Origin of the sequence: Brevundimonas fontaquae (assembly GCF_017086445.1) — a bacterium.
Taxonomy (GTDB): domain Bacteria; phylum Pseudomonadota; class Alphaproteobacteria; order Caulobacterales; family Caulobacteraceae; genus Brevundimonas; species Brevundimonas fontaquae.
In genome coordinates, this window is the sequence record NZ_CP070968.1 from 134,337 (window position 1) to 148,669 (window position 14,333).

14 protein-coding genes are annotated in these 14,333 nt (G+C 68.2%); 8 read left to right on the forward strand and 6 right to left on the reverse strand.

Annotated features, from left to right (window positions below; genetic code table 11):
* Nucleotides 1–32: 32 nt before the first annotated feature.
* The gene (locus JX001_RS00680; protein ID WP_205681893.1) at nt 33–1,679 is read left to right on the forward strand and encodes a M28 family metallopeptidase; all 1,647 of its coding nucleotides are present in this window, start codon (nt 33–35) and stop codon (nt 1,677–1,679) included.
* On the opposite strand, the gene JX001_RS00685 is transcribed toward JX001_RS00680, so the two are convergent.
* Nucleotides 1,676–3,997 carry a sensor histidine kinase gene (locus JX001_RS00685; protein ID WP_205681894.1) on the reverse strand — a complete coding sequence of 774 codons (2,322 nt, stop codon included), beginning with the start codon at nt 3,995–3,997 and terminating at the stop codon, nt 1,676–1,678. The genes JX001_RS00680 and JX001_RS00685 overlap by 4 nt on opposite strands.
* A gap of 130 nt (nt 3,998–4,127) precedes the next feature.
* Here JX001_RS00685 and JX001_RS00690 point away from each other — a divergent pair, with 130 nt between their 5' ends.
* Entirely contained in the window at nt 4,128–4,526 is a 399-nt protein-coding gene (locus JX001_RS00690) for a metallopeptidase family protein (RefSeq protein WP_055808848.1), read from the forward strand.
* 7 nt (nt 4,527–4,533) lie between these two features.
* Here the strand turns inward: JX001_RS00690 and JX001_RS00695 are convergent, their stop codons facing one another.
* On the reverse strand, nt 4,534–5,229 hold the full coding sequence (locus JX001_RS00695) for a MarC family protein (RefSeq protein ID WP_017505485.1): 696 nt from the start codon (nt 5,227–5,229) through the stop codon (nt 4,534–4,536).
* Between the two features lie 83 nt (nt 5,230–5,312).
* On the opposite strand from JX001_RS00695, the gene pyrF reads away from it, so the two are divergent.
* Entirely contained in the window at nt 5,313–6,041 is a 729-nt protein-coding gene (gene pyrF / locus JX001_RS00700; RefSeq protein ID WP_205681895.1) for an orotidine-5'-phosphate decarboxylase, read from the forward strand.
* Nucleotides 6,042–6,089: 48 nt separating this feature from the next.
* Here the strand turns inward: pyrF and JX001_RS00705 are convergent, their stop codons facing one another.
* Complete coding sequence (locus JX001_RS00705) at nt 6,090–7,244, reverse strand: ribosomal eL19 family protein (protein ID WP_205681896.1); 1,155 nt, start codon at nt 7,242–7,244, stop codon at nt 6,090–6,092.
* A gap of 98 nt (nt 7,245–7,342) precedes the next feature.
* On the reverse strand, nt 7,343–7,600 hold the full coding sequence (locus tag JX001_RS00710) for a DUF1674 domain-containing protein (protein ID WP_205681897.1): 258 nt from the start codon (nt 7,598–7,600) through the stop codon (nt 7,343–7,345).
* A gap of 86 nt (nt 7,601–7,686) precedes the next feature.
* Between JX001_RS00710 and htpX the strand changes: the two genes are divergently transcribed.
* Nucleotides 7,687–8,652 carry a zinc metalloprotease HtpX gene (htpX, locus tag JX001_RS00715; protein ID WP_205681898.1) on the forward strand — a complete coding sequence of 322 codons (966 nt, stop codon included), beginning with the start codon at nt 7,687–7,689 and terminating at the stop codon, nt 8,650–8,652.
* Between the two features lie 119 nt (nt 8,653–8,771).
* Nucleotides 8,772–10,379, forward strand: coding sequence for a M20/M25/M40 family metallo-hydrolase (locus tag JX001_RS00720; RefSeq protein WP_205681899.1), 1,608 nt, complete (start codon nt 8,772–8,774; stop codon nt 10,377–10,379).
* Nucleotides 10,380–10,548: 169 nt separating this feature from the next.
* Here the strand turns inward: JX001_RS00720 and JX001_RS00725 are convergent, their stop codons facing one another.
* A complete protein-coding gene (locus JX001_RS00725) occupies nt 10,549–11,724 on the reverse strand; it encodes an acetyl-CoA C-acetyltransferase (protein WP_205681900.1) in 1,176 nt (391 codons plus the stop codon).
* 160 nt (nt 11,725–11,884) lie between these two features.
* Here JX001_RS00725 and trhA point away from each other — a divergent pair, with 160 nt between their 5' ends.
* The 3 genes from trhA to JX001_RS00740 all read left to right on the forward strand — a co-directional run bounded on the left by trhA (nt 11,885) and on the right by JX001_RS00740 (nt 13,668).
* Nucleotides 11,885–12,598 carry a PAQR family membrane homeostasis protein TrhA gene (gene trhA / locus JX001_RS00730; protein WP_205681901.1) on the forward strand — a complete coding sequence of 238 codons (714 nt, stop codon included), beginning with the start codon at nt 11,885–11,887 and terminating at the stop codon, nt 12,596–12,598.
* Between the two features lie 90 nt (nt 12,599–12,688).
* On the forward strand, nt 12,689–13,318 hold the full coding sequence (phaR, locus tag JX001_RS00735) for a polyhydroxyalkanoate synthesis repressor PhaR (RefSeq protein ID WP_205681902.1): 630 nt from the start codon (nt 12,689–12,691) through the stop codon (nt 13,316–13,318).
* On the forward strand, nt 13,315–13,668 hold the full coding sequence (locus JX001_RS00740) for a hypothetical protein (protein WP_205681903.1): 354 nt from the start codon (nt 13,315–13,317) through the stop codon (nt 13,666–13,668). Before phaR ends, JX001_RS00740 begins: the two co-directional genes overlap by 4 nt.
* A gap of 200 nt (nt 13,669–13,868) precedes the next feature.
* On the opposite strand, the gene JX001_RS00745 is transcribed toward JX001_RS00740, so the two are convergent.
* Nucleotides 13,869–14,294: a hypothetical protein gene (locus JX001_RS00745; protein WP_205681904.1), complete on the reverse strand. Its 426-nt coding sequence runs from the start codon at nt 14,292–14,294 to the stop codon at nt 13,869–13,871.
* Nucleotides 14,295–14,333 lie beyond the last annotated feature (39 nt).

A 14,333-nucleotide genomic window follows, 5' to 3' on the forward strand; every position in this document is an offset into this window, starting at 1 on the left:
GCAGGGTCGCGTGGTTCGATCAGGAGTATCCGATGCGCCACGCCTTACCCGCCGTTTCCATCCTCGCATTGATGATGGCCTGGTCCCCGGTCCTGGCGCAGGAGACGGCGCCGAACATCGACGCCGCGCGGATGAATGAGTCGGTTCGGATTCTGGCGTCGGACGATTTCGAAGGCCGCGCCCCCGCCTCGGCCGGCGAGGAAAAGACGGTCGCCTGGCTAGTCGAACAGTTCAAAGCCGCGGGGGCCGAGGGCGGCGGGCCGGACGGCGCCTTCGTCCAAGTCGCTCATCTTTCGCGCACGCGCCAGGACGGTCCGGCGACCGTCGCCGCGACCGTTGGCGGCAAGACCATCAGCCTGGAGCGCGGTCCCGACGTTCTGGTGTCCAGCGACCGACCGACCAACCACATCACGGTGACCGACGCCCCCGTGGTCTTCGTCGGCTACGGCGCCACGGCGCCCGAGCGCCAGTGGGACGATTTCAAGGACGTGGACGTTCGCGGCAAGATCATCGTCGCCCTGGTCAACGATCCCGACTTCCAGGCGCCCGACGGCGACCCGGTCGCAGGCAAGTTCGACGGAAACGCCATGACCTTCTATGGCCGCTGGACCTACAAGTTCCAGGAGGCGGGTCGTCGCGGTGCCGCGGGCGTGCTGGTGGTGCATGAGACGGCCGGCGCGGGCTATCCCTGGTCGACGCTGCAGAACTCATCGGCCGCGCCCAAGTTCGACATCGTGCGCGCCAACCCCGACGCCGAGCGTGCTGCGTTCCAGGGCTGGATCCAGCGCGCCAAGGCGGAAGAGCTGTTCACCGCTGCCGGCCTTGATTTCGCGGCCCTGAAGGACAGCGCGCGCAGCGGCGATTTCAAGCCCGTCGTCCTGCCCGGCCTGACGATGAGCGTCGATTTCGGCCAGATCGCCGACAAGGTGGAGACCAAGAACGTCATCGCCCGCATTCCCGGCTCCGAACGCCCGGACGAAACCGTCATGTACGGCGCCCACTGGGACGGTTACGGCGTCGGCACGCCGAACGCCCAGGGCGACAAGATTTATAATGCGGCGGTGGACAATGCGACCGGCGTCGCGGCCTTGCTGGAACTGGTCCACGCCTTCGCCGAAGGTCCGCGCCCCAAACGGTCGGTCGTCTTCGCCGCCTGGTCGGGCGAGGAGGCGGGCCTCTTGGGCTCAACCTATTACGCCGCCAATCCAGTCTGGCCGCTGGAGACCTCGGTCGCCAACATCAACGTCGACAGCCTGCTGCCCGGGGCCGAGATCGACCCGAACGTCGTCGTCATCGGCAAGGGCAAGAATCAGTTGGACGACATTCTGGCGCGCCATGCGACCGAGACGAGCCGCACCCTGATCGCCGATCCGGCGCCCCAGGCCGGAGCCTTCTATCGTTCGGACCATTTCCCCCTGGCGCTGAAGGGCGTACCGGCCCTGTTCCCGGCGGCGGGCTTCACCGGCGCCAGCGCCGCCAGCCGCGACTACGTCCAGAACCGCTATCATCAGCCCACCGACGAATGGGACTCGACCTGGACGATGGACGCCGCCGCCGCCGATGTCGCCCTGATCTACGCGGTCGGTCGCGAACTGGCGGACGGCGACCAATGGCCGGAATGGAACGCCGGCGCCGAGTTCGGCCCGGCGCGGGATGCCTCGAAGGCTTCGCGGCGCTAGAGTTCCAGCTGAAGCTCGGGCGCGGCGGCGGTCGTCGCGGCGCCCAGCGGCAGATGCAGGATGAAGGCGGCGCCCTTGCCCGGCTCGCTTTCGACCTCGGCCCAGCCGCCGTGCAGTTCGACCAGGGCCTTCACCAAGGCCAGACCCACGCCGGGACCGCCGCGCTCGCGCCGCACGAAGCGGTCGAAAACGTGGGCCTGCAGATGATAGGGAATGCCGCGCCCGGTGTCGGACACCGTCAGGCGGATTTCGGACGGGCCGGTCTCGGCCTTCAGCTCCACCGCCCCGCCTTCGGACACGGCGCGCGCCGCATTCTCCAGCAGATGATCCAGCGCCTGGCCGATGCGGTGTTCGTCGGCGCGGATGGGTTTGAGATCGGCAGGACAGGAAACGGTGAGTGTGGCGCCGCGTCCCTCGACCCGCGCCCGAACCTTTTCGGCGGCCTGGCTCAGCAGGTCGCAGACCCGCAGATCGCCCAGCGACAGCTCCATCTCTCCGGCGTCGATCTGGGCCATGTCCAGCACGTCGTCGATGGAGCGGGCCAGTTGGCTGGCGGCGATGCGGATGGCGCCTGCGTGCTGGCGGCTGCGCTCGGGCAGGTCGCCCATCGTCTCCAGCAGTTCGGAATAACCGACGATGGTCGTCAGCGGCGTGCGCAGCTCATACGAGACGCTGCCCACGAACTCGCGCTTCAGCGCCTGGCTTTCGGCCAAGGCCTGTTCGCGCTGCACCAGCGCCTGCTCCAGCCCGCGTCGCGCGGTCACGTCCGAGAAGGCGACCAGGGTCGCGCCGTCCGGCAGGGGGCGGGTCTGCCAGGCGGCGACGCGACCGTCCACGGTCCGGCCCTCGCCGGAGATGGCGACGCGGCTTTCGGGGTCGGGATCGGCGACGCGCGCCTTCAGCCCCAGCCACAGGGCGGGATCGGGCAGCACGGCCTTGCACAGTTCGGCTAGGGCGTCGAAGTCCGAGGCCGTCGCGATCTTGTCCGCCGACAGGTTCCAGAAGGTCTCGAACGCCTCATTATGCAGCCGCAGTCGGCCGTCCGAGCCGAACACGGCGACCGCGTCGTTCAGCTTGTCCAGCGTCGCGCGCTGGACCTGGATCTGGGCGTTGAAGCGGCTGCGCAGCTTCAGCTCGTCGGTGATGTCCGAGAAGATCAGCAGAATGCCGCCCAGCGGGTGCGGCTGGCGCACGACGCGCAAGGTGCGCCCGTCCGGCAGGGACCAGCTGTCGTCGGGCGAAGCCTCTGACGCGCCATAGAACTCCAGCTCCCGCGCCTTCCAGCCGGCGTAGTCGACGACCTCGGGCAGGCTGCGACGCTGGCGCAGGCGGTCCAGCAGCTCCGCATGGGTCGGACGTTCGTCCAGCCAGGCCGCGTCGATGTCGAACAGGGTCTGGAAGGCGGTGTTGTGGAAGGCCAGCCGCTTCTGCGGGCCGAAGATCGCGACGGCGTCGGCCAGGTGGTTCAGCGTCTCGTCATGGGCGTCGACGTGGCGGCGCAGGGTGTCGCGCGTCTCTTCCGCCTCGGTCACCTCGATGGCGAAGGCGGTGACGGCGCCGCCGCCCGCCGGCTCGGCGATGATGCGCCAGGCGCGCCGCGCGCCCCCGCCGGTCGTCCAGCGGAAGCCCTCCTGTCGCACGCCCAGCCGCGCGGCCTCGGCGACCAGGGCGTCGGCGCCGCGGTCGAAAGACACGCCCTTTTCGACGGCGTCGTCAATGCTCTCCGCATTGGTCTCGTTCAGCCAGGCGCGGTTGGCCCAGGCCAGCTTGCCGGTCCCGTCCACGACCCAGGTCGGGGTGGGCGAGGCGTCGCCCAACAGGGCCAGGCCGCTTTCTGTCGCATCCGCCCCGGTCAAGGTGAAGCGCGACGCGGGCGACAGCCGCAGCCAGGCCGAACCGCCCGCCACCCGGCCCTCGATCCGCCAGGGCTCCACATCGTCCAGCGCGACCAGACCTTCGAACGCCTGACCTTCGTGAACCAGGGCGTCGATCAGCGCGCCGTGGGTGATCCGGAGTTTGTTCAGGACGGCCGCTCCGGCGTCGTCATCGTCGCCCGCCAGCCGCGCGATCAGTTCGGCCGAACCGATCGGCAGACCGGCCGCCTGCCCGTCCGGCGTCAGGGCCAGGCTGACGTCGTCGAAGGCGCGCAGCATGGCGTCATGGCGGCTGAGGTCGGCCAGGGCCTCGACCCGCTCGCGCTCGGCAACGACGGCGGTCTCGTGCAACCGCCCACGCAGCAGCAAGGCCCAGGCGCTGACGGCCATGGCCAGTCCGGCTGCGCCCGCTGTGGCGACATAGGCGATGTCGGCCTCGGCCATTCGTGTCCCTGGAGAAGAGTCTCAGCCCCGATTCGCTAACCATACTCCAAGCGCGCGAAAAAGCGGCAGTCTCGTGATCGCGTCATCGCGCCCCGTTGCGGCAGAGCGTCGGGGCGGCGATATCGCGGGCATGACCGACCCGATCGCCCCCTCCCTCGACGACTTCGCCCGCTTGGCGCAAGAGGCGTTCGACGCCCTGCCCGGACCGTTCAAACAGGCGGCGGGCGAGGTGGTCATCCGCATCGACGACTTCGCCGACGAGGCGACGCTGGCGGAGATGGAGATCGAGGATCCGTTCGAGCTGACGGGCCTGTATCATGGCGTGGACATCGGCCGGCGCGACAGCCTGGGCCCGGCGGCCGAGCCGTCGCGCGTCTTCCTCTATCGCCGCCCTATCCTGGACGAATGGTGCGAACGCGGCGACGTGGGGATCGGCGAACTGATCGCCCACGTCCTGATCCACGAGATCGGCCATCACCTCGGCCTGACGGACGACGACATCCACGCCATCGAGGACGACGCGGACTGAAGCCGAACTATTTGGTCGCCGGATAGGGCGTCGTCACCGCGCCAGAGATCATGCCGGGGATGGCCTCGCCCAGGCCCAGCAGGATGAACTGGATCGCCAGGGCGCACAGGATCAGGCCCAGCACCTTGACGATGATCGCCATGCCGACCTCGCCCAGCAGGCGGCTGAGCGACCCGGTCAGGGCGAAACAGACGAAGGACACCGCGCAAGCCGCCGCGATCGCCACCAGCGAACCCATGGTGCCGGCGTAGCCCAGCTTGGCCGCCTCGCCCGCCTGGATGATGACCGCCGAGATGGCGCCGGGGCCGATCATCAACGGAATGGCGAAGGGCACGACCAGGCGCTGGAAACGTCGACGGGCATAGCCCCGCACGTCCTTGGAATCGGCCAGCGCATCCTTGTCGGCGAACATGGCCAGGAAGTCGCCGCGGGCCATGTCCAGCCCCAGGAACAGCAGAAGTATGCCGCCCGCGATGCGGAACGCCGCCAGCGAAATGCCGAAGAACTGCAACAGGCCCAGGCCCGTGAACAGGAAGAAGGCCAGGAAAACGGCTGCGAAGGCGCAGATCAGGGCCGAGACCGAAATCCGCTGACGCAGGGTCGCCCCGGCCGTCGCGGCGGCGAAGATCGGCAGATTGCCGATCGGGTCCAGCAGGGCGAACAGGGTCACGAACAGGTTGACACCCAAATCGACTGCGTTCATCGCCTGCCCTCGCCCTCAATCCATCACGCCGCCCTGCCGACGCGCCCTCGTGTCCGGCATAGCCGCTCAGCGCGAGTCCGTCGATGACCGATCCCCAAACCCTCTCTGATCGTGCGCCCGACGAGCGGATCATCTGCGCCCTGGACGTGCCGACGACGGCCGAGGCGGCCGCCCTGGCCGAGCGGATCGGCGACGCGATCGGCTTCTATAAGGTCGGACTGCAACTGTTCGCGGTCGACGGCATGGCGCTGGCGCGTGAGTTGAAGGCGCAGGGGCGGAAGATCTTTTTGGACTGGAAGCTGCACGACATCGGCGCGACCGTGGAGAAGGCGACGGCCAATCTGGCGGGCGCCGACTGCGACCTGCTGACGGTCCATGCGCGGCCCCAGGTCATGGCGGCGGCGGCGCGCGGCGCGGCGGGCTCGAAGATGAAGGTGCTGGGGGTTACGGTCCTGACCAGCCTGACGGCCGAGGACCTGTCAGCCGACGACCACAGCCTGTCGCCGGCCGATTTGGTCGAGCGGCGGGTGCGTCAGGCGCTGGAGGCCGGGATCGACGGCGTCGTCTCCAGCCCGCATGAGGCGGCGCGTGCTCGTGCTCTGGCGGACGAGGCGGGCCGGCCCGACTTCCTGATCGTCACGCCCGGCGTGCGACCCGTCGGCGCCGCGCTGGACGATCAGGCGCGGGCGGCGACGCCCGAGGCGGCGCTTCAGGCCGGCGCAACCCATCTGGTGATCGGCCGGCCGATCACAGCGTCGAGCGATCCGCGCGCGGCCGCGCAAGCGATCGCACAGCAGATCGCCCTGATCTGAAACAGACCAGGGCGACCGTCCGTTTTCGGTTGTTCTCGCGCGAGGCGATCAGCCGCGCTCGCCCGGCTCCTGGGCGTAGCCGTGACGCGGCGGGGCGTGGGGCGCGGGCGCTTCAGGCGGCGGCAGGTCGCCGTAGTAGCCCGACGGCGGCGGCGGGGGCGGAGGAGGCGGCGGGGCCGTATTCACTTCCGGCGGCGCAACATAGACTTGGGCCGGAGCCACATTGACCGGCGCGGATTGCACATAGACCGGCGACTGATCGACATAGACCGGGCCGCCGACCTCGACCTGGGCGGGCGCGACATTGACCTGGGCCGGGGCGACCTGGATGTGTTGCGGACCGATATTGACGGGCGCCGACTGCACGTAGACCGGGGCCTGATCGACATAGACGGGCGGGCCGACATCGACCTGGGCCGGGGCCAGGTTGACCTGCGACGGAGCTACTTGGACGCGTTGCGGTCCGATGTTCACCGGCGGCGCCTGCACATAGATGGGCGGCTGTTCGATATAGGTGGGCGGTCCCATCTCGATCTGGGGCGGGGCCATGCTGACCTGCGAAGGTGCGACATAGATGCGCTGCGGCGCGATCTGGACGGGCGGCGCCTGGACATAGACCGGCGGCTGATCGACGTAGCTCTGCTCGTAACGCTGCTCATAGCGGTGTTCGTAGCGAACCGGCGGGCGAACGGGCGGACGGCAGTTGCAGTCGGCCGGACGGCCCGGATACGGACGCCAGCCGATGTAGTCACGGCCGAACCCATAGACCGGATAGCCGACCGGAGCGCTGACCGGAGGACGACCGACCAAAACCGAGGTCGCGCTGACGCCACCGACATAGCCGCCTCCGTAGTAGCCGTCCGAATAGCCGCCGCTTCCGACGTAGGTCGTACCGCCGCCGACATAGCCGCGCTGGAAGCTGGACGAACTGGAATAGGACCGGGCGCTGCTCGCCGAATAGCTGGAGGCGCTCGCATAGGCGTTGGCGTTGGCATAGGCGCCGCCGTTCACGTTCACATTGACGTTGTGGTTGGCGTTGTAGTTGCCGCCGCCATAGTGACCGCCGCCGCCGCATCCCCCGCCGCAGCCGCCGCCGGGATGGCCGCCGCCATAACCCCCGTGACCGGGACCACCGGCCAGAGCGGGCGCTGCGGAGAGCAGCAGAGCCGCCGACGCGGCGGTAAGTATCGACTGTATCGTCACGGGACAGACTCCTCTGAGTTGTCCCGTGACTGGCAAGTCCGGCGCCTGTTTCTTAAGGCGTGGTTAACCTTTGCGCCCGTTGCAGCAGGCTCGGCGGGTCAGAAATCGACCGCCAGCCCCTTCTTCTCCCAGTCGCCGAAACGTGTCGGTTCGGGGCCGGTCGGACCGCCGTATTCCGTGTCCGCCTGAAGGGTCGTTTCCACCGCGCGACGATCCGCCGCTTCCTGAAGCGCGCGGCGCGCGGCCTCGCTGAGCGGCCGTTCCGGCGTGGCGTGGGGCACGTCGGCATTGAAGACGGGCGCTGCACCCGGCGTTTCGTCGGCGTCATTCGGCGCCAGGGTGGGATGTTCGGTCACAGGGCGGCTCCCTTGAGGCTTGATGCGCCTTCTCTCAAATAGAGGCTCAAGCCCGGGACGCCAGACGGATCGGGAATGGAACCGCGATGAACCATCTGAAGACCTTCATTCTGTTGGCGGCGATGACGGCCCTGTTCGCAGGGGTCGGCTATCTGATCGGCGGCGCGACCGGCATGGCGATCGCCCTGCTGTTCGCGGGCGGGATGAATCTGTTCAGCTACTGGAACGCCGACAAGATCGTGCTGAAGATGTACCGGGCCCAGCCGGTCGACGAGCAGCATCCCAACGCCGTGGTCCGCAACTATGTCGCCGACGTGCGTCAGATGGCCCGCGATGCCGGCCTGCCCCAGCCGCAGGTCGCCATCATCCCCAATGATCAGCCCAATGCCTTCGCCACGGGCCGAAACCCCGAGAACGCCGCCGTCTGCGCCACCACCGGCCTGCTGGATATGCTGACGCGCGAGGAGGTGCGCGGGGTGATGGCGCATGAGCTGGCCCATGTGAAGAACCGCGACACCTTGATCATGACGGTGACGGCGACCATCGCGGGCGCCATCGCGGCGCTCGCCAACTTCGCCCTGTTCTTTGGCGGCAACGACCGCGAGCGGCCGGGCGGCATCATTGGCACAATCGCCCTGATGCTGCTGGCGCCCATGGCCGCCGGGCTGGTGCAGATGGCCATCAGCCGGGGCCGCGAATATGAGGCCGACCGCGTCGGCGCCGAGATCGCCGGCGATCCCCAGGCCCTGGCTTCGGCCCTGCAGAAGATCGACGCCTACGCCAGGCGGATCACCAATCAGACGGCCGAGCGCAATCCGGCCTCGGGTCAGATGTTCATCATCAATCCGCTGGCGGGCCGCGGCGCGGACAATCTGTTTTCGACCCATCCGGCGACGGGAAACCGCGTCCGGGCCTTGATGGAGCTGGGCGCGAAGATGGGCATGCAGTCCCGCGCCCGAACGCCGGACCTGACCCAGCCGCGACCGGCCGCCGGTTTCACGACCACCGGCGTCCCGACGACCCCAACGGAGCCGCGCGGCCCCTGGGGGTGACGATGCGGGCGAACATGGGGCTGATCGTCGCGGCCTGAACGCCGTTTGCGGTTTGCACTCCGCGACCGGATCACCTCAGATGCGCCCCTGTTCAGCCATCGGGCTTTCTTGGGGAATCCATGTCGCGTCTGCTCGCCTTCGTCTCCGCCGCCGCTCTTCTCGCCACGCCGGTCGCCGCCCAGTCGGTGGACCGCGTCGCCGTCAACGGCATCATCGACCAGGGGCTGAACCACAGCCAGGTGATGCAGACCGCCGCCTATCTGACCGACCGGATCGGCGGGCGGATGACCAACTCGCCCCAGATGCGCGAGGCCGAACGCTGGGCGCAGCAGCAATTCCGCGACTACGGTCTGTCCGACGTGCGCGCCGAAGGGTTCGAGTTCGGCCGAGGCTGGTCCATCGTCCGCTCCAGCGCCCGAATGACCGCGCCGCGCCCGCTGGATCTGCGCGCCATCCCGGTCGCCTGGACGCCCTCGACCGATGGCGTAATCAGCGGCGGCGTGATCGTGGCCCCGATCTCCAAGGTCGAGGACTTCGACAAATGGCGCGGCAAGCTGGCGGGCAAGATCGTCATGCTGTCCCAGCCGGGCACGGGATCGGAGCCGACAGAGCCGGCCTTCCGCCGCTGGACCAGCGCCGAACTGGCCGAGCGCAACACATATAATCAGCCTCAACATTCGCCGGCCGCCATCGAACGCTCGCTGAAGACCGTCAACTTCGCCAATCAGCTGGACGCCTTCCTGGCCGAACAGGGCGCCCTGGCCTGGGTGAAGATTTCCCAGCGTGACGGCGGCCTGCTGCATGGCACGGGCTACACCTATCAGGTCGGCGCCACGCCAAAGCTGGCCGGGATGGAGCTGGCGGCCGAGGATTATCGCCGTCTGGCGCGCCTCGCCCTGACCGACGCGCCGCCGACGCTGGAGCTGATGAGCGAGGTCCGCTTCCACGACGAGGACGTCAACGCCTACAACATCCTGGCCGACATCCCCGGCACGGCGCGCGGCGGCGAATACGTCATGGCCGGCGCCCATCTGGACAGCTGGGTCGCCTCGGACGGGGCTGTCGACAACGCCGCCGGCAGCGCGGTGGTCATGGAGGCCGCGCGCATCCTGAAGGCGCTCAACGTCAAGCCCAAGCGCACCATTCGGTTCGCCCTGTGGAACGGCGAGGAGCAAGGCATCCTGGGCTCGCTGGCCTATGTCGACCGTCATCTGGCGACGCGCGCGCCGTCGAACGATCCGGCGCTGGCGGGCCTGCCGGACAACCGCACCTGGCGCAGCCGCTGGCCGATCGAGCCGCGCGCCAGCTATCGCGATCTGGTCGCCTATTTCAATCTGGACAACGGCTCGGGCAAGATCCGCGGCATCAACGCCGAGGGCAATGTCGCCGCCGCTCCGATCTTCCAGGAATGGCTGGCGCCCTTCGCCAGCATGGGGGCGACGACGGTGTCGCTGCGCAACTCGGGCGGCACCGACCACGTCTATATGCAGACCGTCGGCGTGCCGGGATATCAGTTCATCCAGGACCCGCTCGACTATTCCAGCCGCCTGCACCACACCAGCATCGACAGCTATGACCACCTGAAGGCCGAGGACCTGCGTCAGGCGGCCGTCATCCTGGCCAGCTTCCTGCTGAACGCCGCCAACCGCGACGAGCCCCTGCCGCGCATGCCGCTGCCCACCCAGCCGACGCCGAGCGATCCGTTCGAATATCCCGCGGCGGACTGAAATTGACGACCCTCTCCCGGTGGGAGAGGGCTTGAGCACACGGCGGCGCAGCCGTCGTCCTTGTGCGAAAGGGTGAGGGTCGGCTGGTGCGATCTGGCCCACCATCCGACCCTCATCCGGCCGGGCTCCGCCCGGCCACCTTCTCCCACCGGGAGAAGGGCTTAGAAAATCACGCGCGCTCGACGCACAGGGCCACGCCCATGCCGCCGCCGATGCACAGGGTCGCCAGACCCTTCTTCGCGCCCGAGCGCTTCATCTCGAACAGCAGCGTCGTCAGGATGCGCGCGCCCGAGGCGCCGATGGGGTGGCCGATGGCGATGGCGCCGCCGTTGACGTTGACCTTGGCCGGGTCGAGACCCAGCTCCTTGACAACGCAAAGGCTCTGGGCGGCGAAGGCCTCGTTGGACTCGACCAGATCCAGATCCGCGACGCTCCAGCCCGCCTTCTCCAGCGCCTTCTTCGACGCCGGGATCGGGCCGGTCCCCATGATCGACGGATCGACGCCGGCGGTGGCGTAGGAGGCAATGCGGGCCAGCGGCTCCAGCCCGCGCGCCTTGGCCTCATCGGCGCTCATCAGCACCAGGGCGGCGGCGCCGTCGTTCAGCCCGGACGCATTGGCGGCGGTGACGCTGCCGTCCTTGGTGAAGGCCGGTTTGAGTTTCTGCATCAGCTCCAGCGTCGCGCCGTGGCGGATGTATTCGTCCTTGTCGACCGTCACATCGCCCTTGCGGCCGGGGATGACGACCGGCGTGATCTCGTCATCGAACTTGCCGGCGTTCTGGGCCGCCTCGGCCTTGTGCTGGCTGGCCAGCCCGAATTCGTCCTGCGCCTCGCGGCTGATGGACCATTTTTCGGCGATGTTCTCGGCCGTCTGACCCATGTGATAGCCGTTGAAGGCGTCCCACAGACCGTCCTTGACCATGGTGTCGACCAGGGCGACGTCGCCCATTTTGTGACCGTTGCGAAGCTGTTGGGCGTGCGGCGCCTGGCTCATGCTCTCCTGTCCACCGGCGACGACGATCTTGGCGTCGCCCAGAGCGATCTGCTGGGCGGCGATGGCGACGGCGCGAAGTCCCGAGCCGCAGATCTGGTTCAGGCTCCAGGCGGCGGCTTCCTTTCGAACGCCTGCGCCGACGGCGGCCTGTCGCGCAGGGCCCTGACCCGCGGCGGCCTGCAGCACATGACCCAGGATCACCTCATCGACTTCGTCGCCGGAAACACCGGCCCGTTCCAGCGCCGCCTTGATGGCGATCTCGCCGAGCTTGGACGCGGGAAGGGACGACAGGGCCCCCAGGAAGGAGCCGACCGGGGTGCGCGCGGCGGAAACGATGACGACGTCGGTCATGGGATTTCACTCTTTGGAGAATAACTCGGCGTGACCGTTTTGCCGCATTGCAGCGCGTTCGTCACCTGCGACGACATGGACAGGGCGCGATTCAGCCAATCGTCACCCTGTCGGCGCATTGTCGCGGAACGATAGAGGCGATCAACGGATTGGAAGGTCCATGCTGCGCACGCTGAAACGTCTTGTCACCCACCTCTGCACGCCGGACGAGCTGGACATGATCGAGCACTATCCGACGCGTGCGGAAAAGCTGGCGGATCTGTGGGTCCACGTCGTCGGCCTGATGCTGGCGGCGGTCGGCGGCATTATCCTGGCGGGTCTGGCCGGGGTCTATGCGGGGATCGGCGGCGTGATGGCGACCGCCATCTACGCCCTGTGCCTCGTCGGCATGCTGACGGCCTCGACCATCTACAACTGGACCAACCCCTGCGCCGCGCGCCCGGTGCTACGGCGACTGGACGAGGCGGCGATCTTCCTGATGATCGCTGGCAGCTATACCCCTTTCACGACCCAACGGTTCGAGGGTCTGTGGGCCATCGGCTTCACCACCCTGATCTGGACCCTGGCCTTCCTGGGCGCCGGGGTGAAGCTGTTCGCGCCGCGCATCTCGGACAAGTTCTGGAGCGGCGTCTATGTCGTCTTCGGCTGGCTGGCGGTCGCGGCCCTCAAGCCGATGGTCGAGACGGTGCATCCGATCGCCCTGGCCCTGCTCGTCATCGGCGGCCTGATCTACACCGCCGGCGTCTTCGTCTTCATCAGCCCGCGCGTGAAGTTCCGTCGCGCCATCTGGCACGGGTTCGTCGTCACCGGCGCGACCGTCCATTGGACGGCGGTGCTGGTCGGCGTCGTGCTGGCCCCGGCGATGAGCCACTGATCGATCGTCCGTTCCCGGCGGTTTGGCCCCCTCTGGCGCATCGCGTCGCAACGGAGGATAGTGACGCGTTGCAACATCGCGAGAACAAGCGTGGCTGACGAAAAGACCAAGGGTGGAAAGACCAGCGATAGCGCTCAGGTCGTCATCAAGAAGTATGCGAACCGCAGGCTCTACAACACGCGGACCAGCGCCTATGTGACGCTGGAAGATCTGGCGACCATGGTGCGCGAGGGGACGGAGTTCGTCGTCTATGACGCCAAGACCAACGACGACCTGACCCGCCAGATCCTGACCCAGATCATCTTCGAGGAAGAGAGCCGGGGCGAGGCCTTGCTGCCGGTTCAGTTCCTGCGCCAGCTCATCGGCTTCTACGGCGGTCAGATGCAGGGCGTCCTGCCCTCCTATCTGGAGATGTCCTTGGCCAACTTCGGTCGTCAGCAGGAGCAGTTCGCCAGTCAGATGGGCCGCGCCTTCGGAACCGGCGCGGGCGCGACCCTGATGGAGGACGCCGCACGCGCCAACATGGCGATGTTCGAGCGCGCCATGCAGATGTTCCCGGCCTTCACCTATCCCCGCGCCGAGCCGACGCCTGCCGCCTCGGATGACAAGGCCGAGCCGGCCCCGCCGCCCGAGGCGCCGGACGCCCTGGACGAAATGCGTCGCCAGATGGACGAGATGCGTCGTCAGATCGAAAAACTGGCGGGCGGCAAGAGCAAATGACCGACCGGATCCAGGCCGTCGGCGGACCGGACCGGGTGGATCGCCGCGAAGGCGAACGCCGCGAGCGCGAGCGGCGCGCCCGATCCGCCTCGCGCGCCCTGGTCCCCGTCGATCCGCCTGAGATGGTCGAACCCCAACCGGCCCCGGCAAGAGCTGCCGTCCTTCCGACGCCCGAGCCCGGCGCCGCCGCCTTCGTCGCCCAGCAGATGGGCCAGAGCGGGCAGAAACGCGGGCTGCGCGGCGGCCCGCCGGTGCTGGATGCAGCCCGCTCCGCCTACCTCGGAGCCGAATATTCGGGCGCGGCCGAGCGTCGTCCGAAAACGGGCAAGACCGCCAAGACCGACATCTGAGCTGATCCCGCTCGGGCGGCACGGGGCTTGCTGGGGGGCGAGGCAGAACGCTCTCAGCCGGACTCGCCCATGCCCGCCGTCTTCGCCCTCGCCGCCAAAGCCTTCGACGTCGCCGTCGTCGCCCTGATCTTCACTGCATTCTCTTAGGGCCTACCGCGCTTCGCGCTGCTTGAGGCCGTTGTCGGGGAGAGCCGTTGGGCTCAAGCCCCGCCGAAATCGAAATCCTTGCGCGACGCGATGATGGTCACGATGAACCCCGCCAGCACGTCCAGCAGGATCATGATCACGATCAGAAAGAAGGTCGAGGTCGCGAAACCCGGCAGCAGCAGGAACTCCACCAGCACGCCTATGAACAGGATCATCGACAGGGCGTGATTGATGATGGCGACCCGCTGGCTGGAGGTGGACTTCACCAACTCGAAGAACAGCAGGATCAGGCCGAGAAACAGGATCAGGTCGCCGGACCCGATCGTCCATTGCGCGCCCGAGGTCATGGTGACGGAAAACAGCGGATCGCGCAGCAGCACGTCCGCCTGCACCATCCCCGCCTCGCTCGGCGCGCCGAACAGCACCACGATATTGTAGAGCACCACCGGGATCAGCAGCAGCGGAATGGCGAGCAGCATGGACGGTCCTCTTCGCAGCCGGTCCAACGGCTACGCCTG